13 protein-coding genes and 1 pseudogene are annotated in these 16,630 nt (G+C 60.7%); 5 read left to right on the forward strand and 9 right to left on the reverse strand.

Annotated elements, in window-relative coordinates:
• Positions 1-42: 42 nt before the first annotated feature.
• The 3 genes from mtnP to AC0V6U_RS15835 form a co-directional block, all read right to left on the reverse strand.
• Positions 43-897: an S-methyl-5'-thioadenosine phosphorylase gene (mtnP, locus tag AC0V6U_RS15825; RefSeq protein ID WP_472645790.1), complete on the reverse strand. Its 855-nt coding sequence runs from the start codon at positions 895-897 to the stop codon at positions 43-45.
• An 85-nt stretch (positions 898-982) separates the two neighbouring features.
• The gene (locus AC0V6U_RS15830; protein ID WP_472644084.1) at positions 983-1,480 is read right to left on the reverse strand and encodes a glutathione S-transferase family protein; all 498 of its coding nucleotides are present in this window, start codon (positions 1,478-1,480) and stop codon (positions 983-985) included.
• Positions 1,401-1,688, reverse strand: coding sequence for a glutathione S-transferase N-terminal domain-containing protein (locus AC0V6U_RS15835; RefSeq protein WP_472644085.1), 288 nt, complete (start codon positions 1,686-1,688; stop codon positions 1,401-1,403). Before AC0V6U_RS15835 ends, AC0V6U_RS15830 begins: the two co-directional genes overlap by 80 nt.
• 176 nt (positions 1,689-1,864) lie before the next feature.
• Between AC0V6U_RS15835 and AC0V6U_RS15840 the strand changes: the two genes are divergently transcribed.
• Together AC0V6U_RS15840 and AC0V6U_RS15845 are read left to right on the forward strand one after the other, a co-directional pair.
• Entirely contained in the window at positions 1,865-3,292 is a 1,428-nt protein-coding gene (locus AC0V6U_RS15840; protein ID WP_472644086.1) for an aldehyde dehydrogenase family protein, read from the forward strand.
• A gap of 43 nt (positions 3,293-3,335) precedes the next feature.
• A complete protein-coding gene (locus AC0V6U_RS15845; protein WP_472644087.1) occupies positions 3,336-4,106 on the forward strand; it encodes a M48 family metallopeptidase in 771 nt (256 codons plus the stop codon).
• Positions 4,107-4,493: 387 nt separating this feature from the next.
• Here the strand turns inward: AC0V6U_RS15845 and AC0V6U_RS15850 are convergent, their stop codons facing one another.
• A complete protein-coding gene (locus tag AC0V6U_RS15850; protein WP_472644088.1) occupies positions 4,494-5,840 on the reverse strand; it encodes an alpha/beta hydrolase family protein in 1,347 nt (448 codons plus the stop codon).
• Between the two features lie 95 nt (positions 5,841-5,935).
• On the opposite strand from AC0V6U_RS15850, the gene AC0V6U_RS15855 reads away from it, so the two are divergent.
• The 3 genes from AC0V6U_RS15855 (at position 5,936) to AC0V6U_RS15865 (ending at position 11,953) form a co-directional block, all read left to right on the forward strand.
• Positions 5,936-7,291: a phosphotransferase gene (locus AC0V6U_RS15855; protein WP_472644089.1), complete on the forward strand. Its 1,356-nt coding sequence runs from the start codon at positions 5,936-5,938 to the stop codon at positions 7,289-7,291.
• Positions 7,292-8,578, forward strand: coding sequence for an acyl-CoA dehydrogenase family protein (locus tag AC0V6U_RS15860; RefSeq protein WP_472644090.1), 1,287 nt, complete (start codon positions 7,292-7,294; stop codon positions 8,576-8,578). It abuts the gene before it with no gap.
• Positions 8,579-8,650: 72 nt separating this feature from the next.
• Positions 8,651-11,953 carry an amidohydrolase family protein gene (locus AC0V6U_RS15865; protein WP_472644091.1) on the forward strand — a complete coding sequence of 1,101 codons (3,303 nt, stop codon included), beginning with the start codon at positions 8,651-8,653 and terminating at the stop codon, positions 11,951-11,953.
• A gap of 19 nt (positions 11,954-11,972) precedes the next feature.
• Here AC0V6U_RS15865 and AC0V6U_RS15870 read toward each other — a convergent pair whose 3' ends face one another.
• From AC0V6U_RS15870 to AC0V6U_RS15890, 5 genes and pseudogenes are all read right to left on the reverse strand, one after another.
• A complete protein-coding gene (locus AC0V6U_RS15870; protein ID WP_472644092.1) occupies positions 11,973-12,713 on the reverse strand; it encodes a sigma-70 family RNA polymerase sigma factor in 741 nt (246 codons plus the stop codon).
• Positions 12,710-14,807: pseudogene (locus AC0V6U_RS15875) on the reverse strand (flagellar biosynthesis protein FlhA). The gene AC0V6U_RS15870 and the pseudogene AC0V6U_RS15875 overlap by 4 nt, the downstream one beginning before the upstream one ends.
• 74 nt (positions 14,808-14,881) lie before the next feature.
• Complete coding sequence (locus AC0V6U_RS15880) at positions 14,882-15,850, reverse strand: transglycosylase SLT domain-containing protein (protein WP_472644093.1); 969 nt, start codon at positions 15,848-15,850, stop codon at positions 14,882-14,884.
• A gap of 101 nt (positions 15,851-15,951) precedes the next feature.
• A complete protein-coding gene (locus AC0V6U_RS15885; protein WP_472644094.1) occupies positions 15,952-16,296 on the reverse strand; it encodes a flagellar protein FlgN in 345 nt (114 codons plus the stop codon).
• Positions 16,293-16,598 (reverse strand): flagellar biosynthesis anti-sigma factor FlgM, encoded by a 306-nt coding sequence (locus AC0V6U_RS15890; RefSeq protein ID WP_472644095.1) that lies wholly within the window; start codon positions 16,596-16,598, stop codon positions 16,293-16,295. Before AC0V6U_RS15890 ends, AC0V6U_RS15885 begins: the two co-directional genes overlap by 4 nt.
• Positions 16,599-16,630: the final 32 nt, after the last annotated feature.

The raw sequence follows: 16,630 nt of genomic DNA on the forward strand, positions 1-16,630 counted from the left end.
CGCCGCGCAAGCCCTTGTGACACGGGCCAATACGAGCGCCAGTTAGAGCGGCCCGATCAAACGCCCTGCAACCGCATCCAGACGAGTGAGCAATTCCGGATCATGCTCATCAGGTGCGGTAATCACCGCATCATCCAGCGCAGTGTCAATCGGTGAGGGTTTTCGCCCATCCGGCAGCGCATTGATCAGGCGGACAATCATCTCGCGCGCCAGATCGCCATTGGCCTGCATCTGGGTGACGACCTGCGCCACGTCGACCGCTTCGCCTTCGCGCCAGCAATCATAGTCCGTGACCATGCCGACCAGCGCATAGGGCAGCTCTGCCTCGCGGGCGAGCTTCGCCTCTGGCATGGCGGTCATCCCGATCACATCCGCGCCCCATTCGCGGTACATCCGGCTTTCCGCGCGGGTGGAGAATTGCGGACCTTCCATCGCCAGATAGGTCGCCCCGGCGGTGAATTTGCCCTTCGCCTCTGTGATCGCATCGGCGGCCATTTGCGACAGCCGCTCGCAAACTGGATCGGCCATGGAGACGTGGGTCACAAAGCCTGAACCGTAATAGGTGGAGGGGCGCCCTTTGGTCTGATCGATGAACTGGTCGACCACCACGAAATGGCCCGGAGGCAGCTCTTCGCGAAGTGAGCCAACGGCGGAAATGGCCAGAATGTCGGTGCAGCCAGCGCGTTTCAGCGCGTCGATATTGGCCCGCGCATTAACCTCGCTCGGGCTGATCGGATGGCCCCGGCCGTGGCGCGGCAGAAAGCGCACGCGCACATCGCCGATCCGCCCGCACAAAATTTCGTCCGATGGCTCGCCCCAAGGGGTTTCAACCGCAATCCACTGCTGCTCTTTCAGCCCTTCGATATTGTAGAGGCCAGAGCCTCCGATGATCCCGATTGTCCATGGGCTTAGCCATGCGTGTCATCCTTTGAATATTGCGCGAAAGAGCATGCCCGATGCGGGCTGAACCGCCAAGAAAGCGTTAAGTCAGATCAATGCGTTCCGGCAAGCCTTTGCGAACAGCCTTGTCGGCCTGAGCGAATGGTCCGGCGATGGAAGGGCGCGCCTGCATCCGCTCAAAATGCGCGGCAAAGCGGGGCCATTTGTCGAGCGGCGTTTCGGCCACGAGCGAGACTTGCATCAAGCAGCAGGTGATCGAAATATCTGCTATCGACAGAGCGTCGCCTACGAAAAACTCATTCTCGCCCAGCGCGCCTTCCAGATAGTCAAACACGGGCGGCAGTTTGGTGGCCCAGGTCTCGCGCGCGGTCTCCAGATCAGGTGCCTCGCCTTTGGTGATCGAGAAGAAGATCGGGCGAAAGATGCCGAGCCCTCCGGCGAGCGCTAGGGTCGTGTCGGCATATTCCTCAAGGCATAGCGCGCGCCCACGGCAAAAGGCTTCATCGGGGTAGAGCGCAGGCGCGGGATGCTTGGCCTCGATGTAGCCGCAGATTGCCGACGAGATCGGCGATGGTGCCATCAACGCCTTCGGCCGCGATTGAGCGGTCGCGCAGCACGGGAATGCGCTTCATCGGTGAGATGTCTTTGAACCATTGCGGCGGGTCGAACACATTGACCGGCTCGACATCGAAACCCACGCCTTTTTCCAGGCACACCGCGGCGACCTTGCGCACGAATGGAGAGACGGGGCTGCCATAGATGACAAGGTCGTTTGTAGCGTCGGACATATTCGTGTTCCTCATGCAGGCCGGGGCCGAAATTTCAGTTGCACTGCGCAATTGATCGCGGTCGCTGGCGAGCGCAAGCATTATCGTGAACGGCGCAAATGCGATTGAACTTTGCTGGTCAAAGGTCCACCTAGATCGGCGAGAGTAATCCAAAAAGATTCGAGAGAGGCATTCCCATGGTCACCCAGTACAAAAATCTCATCAATGGCGAGATGATTTCCACCACCGACATGCTCGATGTGGTCAATCCAGCCAATGAAGAAGTCATCGGCCAGGTGCCAGCCTGCGGCCAGGTGGAGCTTGACCAAGCAGTCGCCGCAGCCCGCGCCGCCTTCAAGACCTGGAAGAAAACTCCGTTGGAGGAACGCCGCGCGGCGATCATGGCGATCTCTGGCGCGATCAAGGAAAACGCTGATGAGCTGTTCCGTCTGTTGACCAGTGAGCAAGGCAAGCCGCACCAGCAAGCCAAAGGCGAGATTTACGGCGCGGCTGCCATTTCTGCGGCGCAATCCACGCTTGAGCTGGAAGATGAGATCAATGAAGACAGCGATGCCCGGCTGAGCCGCACGCGCCGCGTACCTGTCGGCGTGGTCGGCGGCATTGTGCCGTGGAACTTCCCAGTGATGATGGCGATCCAGAAGATTGTGCCTGCGATGCTTTCCGGCTGCACGATTGTGCTCAAGACCTCGCCGTTCACCCCGCTCACCACCCTGCGCATTGCAGAGCTGATCGCGGACAAGGTGCCAGCGGGCGTCGTTAACATCATCACCGGCAATGATGATTTGGGTCCGATGATCACTTCGCACCCAGACATCGACAAGATCACCTTCACCGGGTCGACCGCGACCGGCAAGAAGATCATGGAGGGCGCGAGCGCCGACCTTAAACGGATCACGTTGGAGCTGGGCGGCAATGATGCGAGCATCGTCATGCCAGACGCCGACCCTAAGAAGGTGGCAGAGCAATTGTTCTGGTCCAGTTTCCAGAACGCTGGCCAAGTCTGCATCGCGGCCAAGCGCATCTATATCCACGAAGATATCTATGACGAGCTGTCCGCTGCGATCGCTGAATATGCGAGCCAAGTGAAGGTCGGCGACGGCGCTCAGCAAGGCACCGGCGTTGGGCCGATCCAGAACAAGAAGCAGTTTGACCGCGTTGTTGAGCTGATCGAGGACGCCAAAGACAATGGCTATAAATTCCTGGTCGGCGGGGAAACCGATCCATCGGGCTCTGGCTATTACGTGCCGATCACCATTCTCGACAATCCGCCAGAAGACGCGCGGATCGTGGCCGAGGAGCAGTTTGGCCCGGTTATGCCGCTGATGAAATTCTCATCCGAAGAAGAAGTGATCGAGCGCGCGAACAATTCAGAATATGGCCTCGCTGGCGCGGTCTGGACGGCTGACGCTGAAAAGGGCGTTGAGATTGCTGAGCAGCTGGAAACCGGCACGGTGTGGGTCAATGAATTCATGCATCTGTCGCCGTTTGCTCCGTTTGGCGGGCACAAGCAGTCTGGCTTCGGCGCGGAATACGGCAAGGAAGGCCTGAAGGAATTCACCTATCCGCAAGTAATTACTGTAAAGAAGGACAATGTTCCGGCATAAACGGAATGTCTGAAGTTTGATTATTAGGAGGGGCCCTTAAACCATGGCACTCAAATTTTCTAAGTCGCGCGGCATCATGCTGGCAGCTGTGGCTGCTGTTGCTGGGCTGGGCGCAGCAATGCCTTTGCAGGCGCAGTTCAACATCGGCAATGCCGTGAAATCGGCCAAGAAGGTTGCTGAGGCGGCGAGCTATTCTGATGAGGAAATCGTCAGTTTCTTCAGCCAGATGTCTGAGGAAATGGACAGCCAGAACCCGGTTGCCACGATGGACGATCCCTATGGTCAGCGCCTTGCTGCGCTTACTGAAGGGCTCGACAGCTATGATGGCCTCGACCTCGATATCAAAGCCTATCTGGTGAAGGACGTGAACGCCTTTGCCATGGGTGATGGCACCGTGCGTGTCTTCGCTGGCCTGATGGACAAGTTTGAAGATGACGAGCTGCGCTGCGTGATCGGTCACGAGATTGGCCACGTGAAGCTGGAGCATGGCAAGAAGCGCATGAAGCGCACTTTGCAACAAGACGCCGCGATGAGCGTGGCCAGCACCGCGAGCAGTGATGTTCGCCGCCTGGCCAATTCAGAGCTTGGCAAGATGTTCGGCAATGTCATCACAGCTCAGCACTCGCAAAAGGCAGAGCGCAACTCGGACGACTATGCGCTCGAGTTCATGAAGGCCAACAATTACAACGCTGAGGCGTGCATCACGGCGATGGAAAAGCTGGGCACGATGAGTTCTGGCGGCGGAATTGATCTGCTGAAGACGCACCCAAGCCCGCAATCGCGCGCGAAGCGGATGCGTAAAAAGCTGAGCTAAGCTCGCTTAGGCTTTTCAAGACATTTGCAGCGGCCGCTCAGGAGACTGGGCGGCCGTTTGCTTTTGCGCTGGTGTGTGCAGTTGCGCGTAAGGCTGCGTGGTTTTCCTACTCGCGGGCTTGCGAGTAGGTGTGGTGAGGCTCTTTGAACCGTCTATCCCCCACGCGTGCCTGTGTGTTTTCACTCGGCAAAGGCGCGCATTTGCGTCGAATCTCTCAAAAGTCACACTTTGCGCCGCGCGATCTGATCTAAAGTTCTGAAAGTGTGAGGCTTTCCGCCAAAAGTCACACTTTTGAAAACGCGAAACGTGTTCCAAGCGCCGACCAAACGCCGATGTATGGAATTCGGTGAGTTCAGACCAAACACTGCTGTCTGGAGCCTATGCCCGCTATTCGCCCGCTGGTTTGCTGAGCAACTCCAGGCCCACGGCCCAGCGGCGCTGGAACCCGCGCCAATGCTCCGTCTCGTCCGGTCCGGCAAACTTGCCATTGAGCTGTTCGCCAAAACTGGTCTCCCAGCTGCTGTCATTGGAGTTGGGCGCTGGCACATCGAGATAGCTCGCCTTGTCCGCGTCGCCCTTCAAATGCAGGTCGAGGAAAGCGGCGACGAAATGCTGGTTGATGCCGTTGATGCGGTCTTGCCGCCAGACCGGTTCGGCCAGGAACTCTGCGACGCGGAATGGCGCATCATCCGGCACAGCGAAGTCATTGCCCACGGTGTTGTGACGGGCCTCGCGAAAGACCAGCATGTGCCGAGCCGTCCCGGTCAATTGGTCGAAAATCCAGCTGATCCCGTCTGCGTAATTGGAAACGTCATCCTCGCTGCCAGCCACCAACAGCACAGGCGCGGTGATCTGGCCAAGCGTCTCGGCGCTCCATACGCGGTTATCTGGTTGCCCGCCCCATGGGGCAAAGGCGACGACCGCATCCACGCCTGCGTCGTCGCTCACCGTCTCACGCAGCTGCGCCAGGGCCAGCTCGGGCACTTGGCCGAAGGTCTCGCTGTCATAGTCATAGTCGCCGCCCGCCGTTGCCAGCGCGCCGTAACCGCCCATAGAATAGCCAATGACCGCAATCTGCTCAGGATCAATCAGTCCAAACAGTCCTGTCTGGTCTGACTGCTGCCGCCCCTTGATCTCAGCAAGCACTTGCCGCTGGTCGATCGTACGGTTGGCCAGCACCAGATTGAACGAATGGATGAAGTCTGTGACCCCCTCGATTGTCATGTCGGCATGGTCAATCGAGGCGACGACATAGCCGCGCGAGGCGATGTGTTCCGCCAGATTGCTGAACTGCGTGCTCCAGCCATTGAAGCCGTGGCTCATGATGACGAGCGGGAATGAGCCCTCTGACAGCGGGGCGGCATCGGCGAAGGCGCGCCCGGTGTACTCCAGCGGCACCGGCTCCATCGCGGGCGGGGTCATGGTGTGTGTGTAAGTGATCGGCGCTGCGCCTGCGGCCACCTCGGCAGGGTAGAACATGCGCACTTGGAGCATCGGCATCTCCTCATCCTCAGAGAGCTGGCCGGTTGCCATGCCCACTTTGGTGAAGCTGATCCGATCAGGGATGCCCATCAGCATCTCCTGCGTGCCGACCTGATACTCGCCATAGCGCCCGAGCTCCGGGGTCTCGCCATCCATACCCTCATGTACGGTCGGGCTGGCGACATAGGCCGCGGTGCCTGCTCCAATTCCAAGCAGGGCGAGAGCGCTCAGCGCTACGTATCGTTTCTTCATTGCGAGCCGTCGTCTTTCCATTGCGAGTAAGCGAGAGCTTGCCGTCGCTCATATCTGCGTGCACTTCTTACAGCGAATGGACGCGAGGGGAAGTGATGACATTGAGCGCCGATGATCTGACAGAGGGACTGAGCCGGGTTTTGGCGCGCGTTGGCATGGAGGCTCCGGCCGAGCTGGAGCGGCTGACCGGCGGCGCGACCATGGAAAGCTGGCGGTTTTCCAGCGGCGGCGAGGCGTTCGTGCTGCGCCGCGCGCCCAGCCTGGAGTTCATGGCGGACCGCCCATTCGGCCATGATACCGAGGCGGCAGTGATCCGCGCCGCGAAAGCCGCCGGTGTGACTGCGCCCGAGGTGATCGCCGAGCTACAGCCTGAGGATGGCATCGGCAGCGGCTTCGTGATGCGCGCACTGCCGGGCACTGCTGACCCCAAGGTGATCCTGCAGTTTGACGAGGCGGACGCGCTGCTGCGCGAGGCGGCGCAGGACTTGGCCCGCATTCACTCGCTCACCCGCGATGATGTGCCCGCTGCCGTGCCGGTCATGGACTACCGAGCGGCCATTGCTGATCTGCGGGCGCAATTCGAGGAGGCGGGCGGCGACCGCCCGATCATCGCGCTCGGCCTCAAATGGATGGAGGACAACTGTCCTGAGGCATGCGAGCCTGTGCTCAACCACGGTGACTACAGGCTCGGCAATCTGCTGACGGAAGAGGGGCATCTCACAGGAGTGCTCGATTGGGAACTGGCGCATTTCGGCGACCGGCACGAGGACCTAGCGTTCGGTTGCATGGCGGTGTGGCGGTTTGCGCGGTATGATCGACCTGCGCTCGGGCTTGGGAGCCTTGAGGACTATTTCGCTGCCTATGAGGCGGAGAGTGGCTGCACGGTTGACCCGGCCCGCTTCCGCTACTGGCTGATCCACCGCACCGTCTGGTGGGCGCTCGGCTGCCTGAAAATGGCGCAAATCTGGCGCAGCGGCGAGGACCGGATGCTGGAGCGCGTGGTGATCTCGCGCCGCACGAGCGAGCAGGAGCTCGACCTGCTGATGCTGCTGGAGGAGGATGCGCCAAGCGTCGAGAAGCTACGCCATGTATATCCGCCAAGCTCATTGGAATGCCTTGGTGGTGAAGCCGATATGGGTGAGATCGCGGAGGCGGTGTCGGAATGGCTCGCGACCATCAAGGGGCAACTTAGCGGCCATGATCGCTTTCAACTTGCGGTCGCCCGCAACGCCTTGGGTATGATCCAGCGGGAGCGGGAGTACTTTCCGCTTGGTACTGATCAGGAAACGGCTCAGGCGGTTTTGTCAGGCGTGCTATCCTTATATGAGCCAGGGCAGCTTCAATCTCTGAGGGAGCAAGCGCTTCAAAAGGCAATGGCGGACGTTCCAAAATACCCCGCTTTGGCGATGGCGCTGAAGAAGTGGTCACCAAAAGAAGAGGACTTAGGCTAAATGGATTTCGCAATTCCCGCCGACCTTCAGGCCTACTTGCTAGAACTCGACGCCTTTATCGAGGCTGAGATCAAGCCTCTCGAGCGGCAAGACGATAACATCCGGTTCTTTGACCACCGCCGTGAGGATGCGCGCACCGACTGGGAACGTGAAGGCCTGCCCGATCACGATTGGGAAAAGTTGCTTCAAGAGGCCACCGCGCGCGCTGACAAAGCCTACCATTGGCGCTTCTCCGCGCCTGCGCAATATGGCGGCAAGGATGGCTCCAACCTCTGGATGGCGGTGATCCGCGATCACTTCGCTCAGCGCGGCCTTGGCCTCCACAATGATCTGCAAAACGAACACAGCATCGTCGGCAATTTCCCCTTCGTCGCGATGTTCGACACCTTTGGTACCGAGGCGCAAAAACAGGAATTCATCACCGGCGGCTTTGAACGCACAAGGCGCGTCGCTTTTGGCCTGACCGAAGCGGAGCACGGCTCCGACGCGACCCATATGGAAACCCGCGCGGTCAAGGAAACGCGCGATGGCGTGCCGGGATACCGGATCGACGGTGAGAAGATGTGGATCACCGGCATGCATGTCGCCACGCATTGCGCGGTGTTTGCGCGGACCGATGGCGAGGCGGGGGACGCACGCGGCATCACCTGTCTGCTCGTGCCGAACCCCACGGACGGCTTCAAGATCGAGGAATGGATGTGGACGTTCAACATGCCGACCGACCATCCGCGCCTCTCGCTCAGCAATGTTTGGGTGCCGGAAAGCGCAATGCTGGGCGAGGAGGGGCGCGGACTCGCGCTGGCGCAGAGCTTCGTTCACCAGAACCGCATCCGTCAGGCGGCGTCTTCGCTGGGCGCGGCGACCTATTGCGTGGAGGAAAGCGTCAAATACGCGCGGGAGCGCAAACCCTTTGGCGAAGAGCTCGCGAAAAATCAGGCAATCCAGTTCCCCTTGGTTGAGCTGGCGACGCAATGTGAAATGCTGAGGATGCTGATCTACAAGACCGCTTGGCAGATGGACAATATGCCGCACAAGGAGATTGAGCGGACGATCTCTGACAAGGTATCGATGTGCAATTATTGGGCGAACCGGCTGGTGTGCGAGGCAGCAGACCGCGCGATGCAGGTGCACGGCGGGATCGGCTATTCACGCCACAAACCGTTCGAGCATATCTATCGCCACCACCGCCGCTATCGCATCACCGAAGGCGCAGAAGAAATCCAGATGCGCAAAGTGGCGGCCTATCTGTTTGGCTATCTGGGGCCGAAGCGCGGGCAATTCGACTAACGACTTCTATCAAGCTCTAGCAATATCCTTACGCGGCGTTAGTCTCGGCCCCAACACAGGGAGAGACTCATCATGCGCCGCTTCGCACCTCACTTCACCGCCACCCTCCTCGCAGGCTCTATGCTTGCCATTCCAAGCGCGGCGTTCGCGCAGGACGACGAAGGTTGGGACGTTGAAGCGCCCAAGGGTGCGACCGTCGAACAAGTGCCGATCGAGACCGACGAGGGCACGTGGATGGATGTCGATGTCTCGCCTGATGGCCGCACCATTGCCTTCACCATGCTTGGCGATATCTACACCCTGCCGATCACTGGCGGCACGCCTAAGCGCATTGCCGAGGGGCTGAGCTGGGAAGTGCATCCGCGCTTCTCGCCCGATGGCACGCGCATCGCCTTCACCTCTGATCGGGGCGGGGGCAACAATATCTGGCTGATGAATGCCGATGGCTCTGACAAGCGTCAGTTGACCAAGGAAAGCTTCCGTCTGCTCAATCAGCCGACCTGGTCGCCGGACGGGCGCTTTATCGCCGCGAAAAAGCACTTCACCACTCAGCGTTCGCTCGGCACGGGTGAGATCTGGATGTACCACATTTCCGGCGGCGGCGGTGTGCAGGTCGTGAAGCGCGCCAATGAGGCCTTGCAGAAGGAGCTGGGCGAGCCGGTCTTCGCGCCCGATGGCAGCGCGATTTATTACACTCGCAATACGACGCCCGGGAACACCTTTGTCTACGCACAGGATTCCAATGCTGGGATCTTCGCGATTGAACGGCACGATCTGGAAACGGGTGAGGTGACCACAGCGGTCGATGGCTATGGAGGGGCGGTGCGCCCTGCCCCTTCGCCGGATGGCACAGAGATCGCGTTCGTGCGGCGGGATAAGGACACCTCGCAGCTATGGGTTAAAGAGATCACGAGCGGCAAGGAGCGGATGATTTACGACGCGCTTGATCTCGACGTGCAGGAAACCTGGGCGGTGACCGGGGTCTATCCCAATATGGATTGGACGCCGGATAGCCGATCAATCGTGTTCTGGGCGGGCGGCAAATTGAACCGCGTGAACCGCGATGGGTCTGGCCATGCGGTGATCCCGTTCAGCATTAGCGACACGCGCGGCATTGCCGATGCGCCGCATCCTGAGATTGAGGTCTCGCCTGATCGCTTCGCCACCAAAATGGCGAAGTTCGGCACGCTGTCTCCTGACGGCAGCCGCCTGGTGTTTGAGAGCCTTGGCAAGCTCTACACAAAATCCGCTCGAGGCCGCGACGCGGCTCGTCCTTTGATCGGCGGCGGCGATGCTGTCGAGGCCTATCCCGCTTACAGCCGCGATGGATCGCGCATCGCCTTTGTCCGTTGGACAGATGAGGGGCTGGGTCAGATCCTTGTCGCCAATGCTGACGGTTCGGGCGCGCGGGTCATTTCCGAACAGCCGGGGCATTACGCCAATCTCGCCTTTTCACCCGATGGCGCCATGGTCGCCTATGAAAAACGCAGCGGCGGCTATCTCACCGCGCCGGAATTTTCCGAGAACACCGGTATCTATCTGCAGCCGGTTGGCGGCGGCGCACCCAAAATGGTCGCCCGCTCTGGCTCGCGCCCGCAATTTGGCGCAGACAATAGCCGCATCTTCATGATCGGCCGCGATGGCGACAAGCTGGCTTTGATGTCGGCCGATTTTGATGGCGAGAAAAAGCGCACCCATGCAACCGGCACCCTGGTAAACGATTTTCAGGTTTCGCCGGATGGCAAAACTATCGCTTTTCGCCAGAATTACGAAGTGTTCGCCATGCCGGTTATTCCGGGCGGCAAGCCGGTCGATGTGAACGAGACCAAGGGACCCGTTCCGGTCACCAAAGTGTCTAGCGGCGGGGCGGACTACCTCGGCTGGGCGCGCGGGGGAGAAACCCTGTTCTGGTCGATCGGACCGGAGCTGAAGCAAGCGCAGGTCAGCGACTTCTTCCGCAACGCTCCGAAAGGAGATGATGATGCGGATGGCTATGAAGAGCCGGATAGCGGCATTTCGATGGCGGTCACCGTAACTGCCCAAAAACCCAGTGGCACGGTCGTAATCACTGGCGCGAAAGTGCTGACCATGGCCGCCGGGCTCGATGCCGGGGACGCAGGCATGATCGAAGACGGCGTGATCGTGATCGAAGGCGACCGGATCGCGGCGATTGGCGCGGCAGGTGATGTCACTATCCCGAGCGGCGCGACAATGGTCGACGCCAGCGGCAAGGTGGTGATGCCCGGCTTTGTCGATGCGCACCATCATGGGCCGCATGGCACGGGCGATCTTGTGCCGCAGCAGAACTGGAGCTTGGTGCAGGATTTGGCGCTCGGCACCACAACCACACACAACCCCTCGAGCAATTCCAGCCTGATCTTTGCCTCAGCTGAGCGGCAGATGGCGGGCATTTTGCTCGCCCCGCGCATCTTTTCGACCGGGGAGATCATTTACGGCGCGAAGGCTCCGAGCGTGTACGCGCGGATCGACTCTTATGAAGATGCGCTGGCACATGTCCGCCGTATCAAGGCGCAGGGCGGCATTTCGGTAAAGAACTACAACCAGCCCCGGCGCGACCAACGCCAGATGGTGGCGCGCGCGGCGGCCGAAGAGAATATGCTCAACGTCGCTGAGGGCGGCTCGCTGTTCGGGATGGATATGAACCTCATCGCGGATGGCAATTCCACCATTGAGCACAATGTACCGGGCGATGTCTTTTACGAGGACGTGCTGCAATTCTTCGGCCAATCGAACTCGAATTACACCCCGACGCTCAATGTGACTTATGGCGGGCTTGCTGGCGATCCGTATTGGCGTCAGGCGACCGATGTGTTCGACCATCCGCTGATGATCCACACCCCGCCAAAGGTGCTGCTTGCGGCTACGGCGCGGCGCACGAAAGCGCCTGAGTGGGCGTTTGTTGACGACAATGCAGCGCGCGAGGCGAAGAAAATTGCCGATCGCGGCGTGAAGGTCTCTATCGGCGCGCACGGTCAGCAACCCGGCATTGGCGCGCACTGGGAAATCTGGACCTTTGCGCGCGGCGGGATGAGCCCGGTTGAAGCGCTGAAGACCGCGACCATCTGGCCTGCGGAATCGCTCGGCATGCAAAAGGACGTGGGCAGTCTGGAAGTCGGCAAGCTGGCTGATTTGCTGGTGCTGAGCGCTGATCCAACCGCCAATATCCGCGACACCGATAAAATCGAAAGCGTGATGATTGGTGGCCGGATGTACGACACCGCGACCATGCAGGAAGTCGCCACCGGCACTGGCGGACGCCGCGCCTATTGGTGGGAAAGCGGCCAAGGCGGCAATGCCGCGCGGATCAGAGGCGGCAACCCATGCGGGCGGCGGCCACAGTCACGGCGATGGTGACGGAGGCAGCCAATAAGGCCTAGTCGGCCTCGATCAGAGCGCGCAAATCCTTCAGAGCCTTGGCTCTGAGTTGGTGCACGCGCGGGACGCTGACCTCCAGAATCTCGGCAATCTCGGTGAGGTTCATTTCCTCAACGAAGAACAATTGCAGCACCAGTTTTAGGCGGTCTGGCAGTTCGGCCATCGCTCGGATCAGCCGTTCGCGGTCTTCCATGTCTGACAGGACTTCGAACGGGTCGGGATCGTCGCTGGCAAAGGCGGTGCTGGTCTCGTCATATTCCTCCGAGATTGAGGTTACCGTGACGCCGGAGGCCTCAATTTCTAGCAATTCGGCATCGGATATTTTCAGGCGCTGACCGATTTCCGCGCGGCTGGGTTCGCGTCCCAGCGCTGCGCGCAAATCGCTGAGTGCAGCCTCGTATTGGGCGCGTTTCTTTCGCGCCGTGCGGCTGTCATTCATCAGCTTGCGGATCTGATCGAGCATGGCCCCGCGCACGCGGATTTTCGCATAGGCGGCAAAGCCATCTTCGGTGGGGCCGGAATGCCGCATAGAGCACTCAGTCAGCGCGATAACGCCGACCTGCATCAGGTCTTCAACCTCGAGGCCCTCGCGGCCCATTCCATAGACATGCCAGGCGGTGCTGCGAACGAGCGGCATGAAGCGGCGAACGCGGTCGTCTATCTCTGCCCGGTTTGAAGCGCCATAGCCCGCCGCCCCGGTTGGCGCGGTTCTCGCAAAGCTGCTGGGGTCGTGTTTCATGCGGCCATTGCTCCTGGCTCGTCTTGGGCGGCCGTCGCCGCTGTTTCATCTGATAAGGCGGCGGCAGGCGGCTGAGGTTCAGCCTCCGCGCCAATCACGCCAACCACCTCGACCGGCTGGGTTGCAGGCAATTCATTGATCGAAAGCACCAGACAGCGCGGAACCCGCTGACTGAGCAGAGTGGCAATCGAACGGCGCACGGGCGGCTGAACAATCAGCGCAATCGGCTCGCCCTCTGCCTCCAATATCTGAGTCAGCGTTTCAGCGATCATACTGCCGCATTCCGGTTCGATCAGCGGCTGGCCCGTCGCCGGATCTGGCACACTGCTGAGGATCGCGGCCTCAAGGTTGGCATCTAGAGTGGCCACTCTCAGCCGCGCACCAGGTTCGCAAATGCGCGCGATCAGTTTTGCCCCCATATCAGCGCGCACGGCATCCACCAGAAGGTCAAATTCCTGAGTGCGTTGCAGAGCGAGAGCGAGGCTCGTGAGGACCGCCTGCGGATGGCCCAGACCAATGCCATCGGCGATCAAGGCTCGGAAAATGCGGGTGATCGCGGCTAGCGACAATGGCTCTGGATGGACGGTTTCAACCAGGCTGGGGGAACTTTCCTTGAGCGCATCGAGCAATTCGCGCACTTCCTCTGGCCCCAGGAGTTCTTGCGCCTGCGCGAGCAGCGCTTGATTGGCGTGGGTGGCGATGACTGTGCTTGGATCGACCGTCAGGAAGCCTTCCGCAATGGCGTGGTCACGCTCGCGCGGCTCAATCCAGATCGCCGGGCAATCAAAGCTGGGATCGCGTGTCGCTTCGCCGGTTAGGCCGTGCCCTTGACGAACATCGCCGGCGTCAATCGCCAGCAATCGGTCGGGGCGAACTCTGCCGCGAGCGAGACTGACCCCGCCCAGCAACACTTCGTAGTCTTGAGCGCCCATTTCGAGCGAATCCCGAATCCTGAACTGCGGCAGGACAAATCCCAGCTCCCGGCTCAGCTGTTTGCGAATGCCGGTAATCCGGGTCAGCAGCGGCGCGTCTTTGGCTTTGTCGACCAGGTGGACGAGGCTGTATCCAAGCTCGATGGTGACGAGCGTCTGGTCGCTGACATCTTCTAGCGCGATGTGATCGGGCGGCGTTTCTTTCACCACGGGTTCCTTGACCACTGGCGCATTGGCGCGAGCTCGCAGGGTCCACCAGATCGCGCTCGGCGATCCCTGCCGCTGGCATGAAAATCAGCTGAGGCATGGCAGGCACAGTTCCAATCGCCGCGAGGATCAGCGCCACGGGCAGCCATCCGCGCGGGTCAGAAAACTGCCCGCCAATCTGGCCGGTGAGATCGCGCTTGTCAGATACACGCGTGACGATGGCCGCCGCCGCGATGGACAGCAGTAGAGCGGGAACCTGAGCAACCAGAGCATCGCCGACGGCCAGGGTGATATAGAGCTCGCCCGCTTCCGCTGCGCTCAGCCCGTGGGTGATCATGCCGAGCGCAAAGCCTGCGATGACATTAACCCCGAGGATCAAGAGGGCCGCAATGGCATCGCCCTTCACAAATTTCGATGCACCATCCATTGAGCCGTAGAAATCCGCCTCAATGGTCACCTCAGCGCGGCGCGCCTTTGCCTCTTCCGTAGTCACCAGGCCAGCGGCAATGTCGGCATCGATCGCCATCTGCTTGCCGGGCAAAGCGTCGAGCACAAAGCGCGCAGAGACCTCAGAAACGCGGCCTGCGCCCTTGGTAATGACAATCATATTGATGATCAGCAGGATGCTGAACACGAACAGGCCGACCGCAAAATTGCCGCCAACCAGAAACTCACCAAAGCTCTGGATGATCTCCCCCGCAGCCGGTCCGCCATTGTGACCATTGACCAAAACGATGCGGGTGGAGGCGACATTGAGCGCGAGCCGTAGCAAGGTGGCGAACAACAGCACCGAGGGGAAGGAAGAGAAATCGAGCGGTTGGCGCGCGTTCAATGCGACCATCAGCACGGCGACTGTGATCGCGATGTTGAGCACAAAAAACATATCGAGCAGCAATGTCGGGATCGGCAGCACCATCAGCACGAACAGCGCAAAGATGCCGACCGGCAAGGCCATGGCCGCTGGCGCCGCGCCAAAGCGGGCCGCAAGGCTGGTCGCTGCTGGGTTGGAAGTGTTCATACCCGCCTCAATCAGAGCCCGAAGACTTTAAACTGCTCGTAAGCGCGCTTGATCTGCGCGCTGGCACCGCCCGTGCTGGCGCCATCGCCAAAGGTGGATTGCAGCACTTGTGACATGCTGACTGGTGATCCGCGCGCAGGGTTTGCCGCGATTGGCGGAAGCGATGCGGCTTGCAGCGTTGCTGGCGGAGGTGATTGGCTGATCACGCGGTTGGCCATGGTGATGGCGGGCGGGTTCATCGGGCCAAAGGCACCTTCGTCCGCGATCATGTAGGGCGCGATTGGCGATTGATCGCGCATCCCGCCCGGCACGGCGTCGAGCGCGCGTTCCATACGGCCGCGGACATAATCCATCACGCCTTCAAGGCTGCGCGCGCCGCCGCCGCGCTCGTAAAAGACGGGGCGGTTCGCCGCCGCTGCGCGGGGGAAGATGCTGGCGGCTGACTGGTCGGGATTGCTTTGCAAAGCCGATAGAAAGCGAGATGCGCCGCCCGCACCGAGGAAATGCGCCATGTAGAGCTCGTTGTGATCGGGCTCGCGGCCCAGCACCGGCAGCAAGCGCGCGCGGTTATCCTCGGCGAGGCCAGCGGCCATGTAAGAGGCGACTTGTGGGTCGTTGCGCAGGGCCAAGATCGATTGGCGCTGGGCCGGGTCGGCGACATAGGCCGCGCCGCTACGAGTGGTGCCGATTTGCGCCGCGACATCGCCAAGACCAAATCGGGGTCCATGCTTTTTGACGGTGGAGAGCCAGGTGCTCTCAATAAATTGGTAGAGGCCGGTGGCGCTGGAAGTGCGCGCCTTTGCGCGGGGGTTCATCGAGGATTCCACCTGCGCCTGGGCAAGCAGATAGTCGAAATCCACTTGCGACCGCTGGGCTGCGCCAGCGATGGCCGCGCCAACATCGCCTCGGCGGCCAGAGGCGGCGATCCGCTCTGTCCCTGGCCGCACGCCCGCGTTTGCACTGGAAGTGATGTCGTTCACTTAACCCTCGTTTTGATCGTCGATGCGCGAAGACGCACCCGTTCAAATCAAGGATAAGCAATTGCCGTGCCAGAACGCTGCAGCGGCGAGGTTATTCGAGGTTAGGCGTGGGCCACATTGGCCGGTTGATAGGTCGCACGCGGTCCGCCCAACGCATCAAGGCGCGCGGCGACATTGGCCGCCAGAAGGTTGCGAACCCGGCGGTTTACCTCGTTGAGTTGCCTCGCTGTGGTCGCCAGAGCCCGGGTATCCGCGTTCAGCATTTCTGGCCCAACCGGGGCCAGCACTTCGCACAGAGCCTCCTTTTCGCGGGTTGCACCGATCAGCTCATCACGATCAAGCGAGGCAAGCGCTTGCCGCTCGCGCTCCAAAACGGCAATCATCTGCCGCAGAGCATCGCTCAATTCACCGGGGCGGCGCGGATCAAGCTCGGAGACAGCGCTCACGACTCTTCGCCGCCAGGAATGGTGAAGCTAACCCGCGCCGCGATCATCGCATCGGCGATTTGTGTCGGCACCAGAGGATAGCTGCCATTTTTCAGCGCATCGCGAATCTCGCTGACACGCTCGCTGTTGACTGGCGGCGAACCGGCACTGGCTGGCTCACTGACTTCAACCGACACGCCCGGCTTTTCGGCGGAAGGGCGCGGCGCAGGGGGCGTGGGCAAATCGCTTTGCCGCGCCTGGAGTTGTGTCCGTTCGCTCTCACCGAGCGCGCGAGGCGGGGTAACGCCCTGTAGTTTACTCAATTCGAAAGAAGGCATTGCTCAGCTCCCGATAG

It is taken from the genome of Erythrobacter sp. W36 (genome assembly GCF_057364935.1).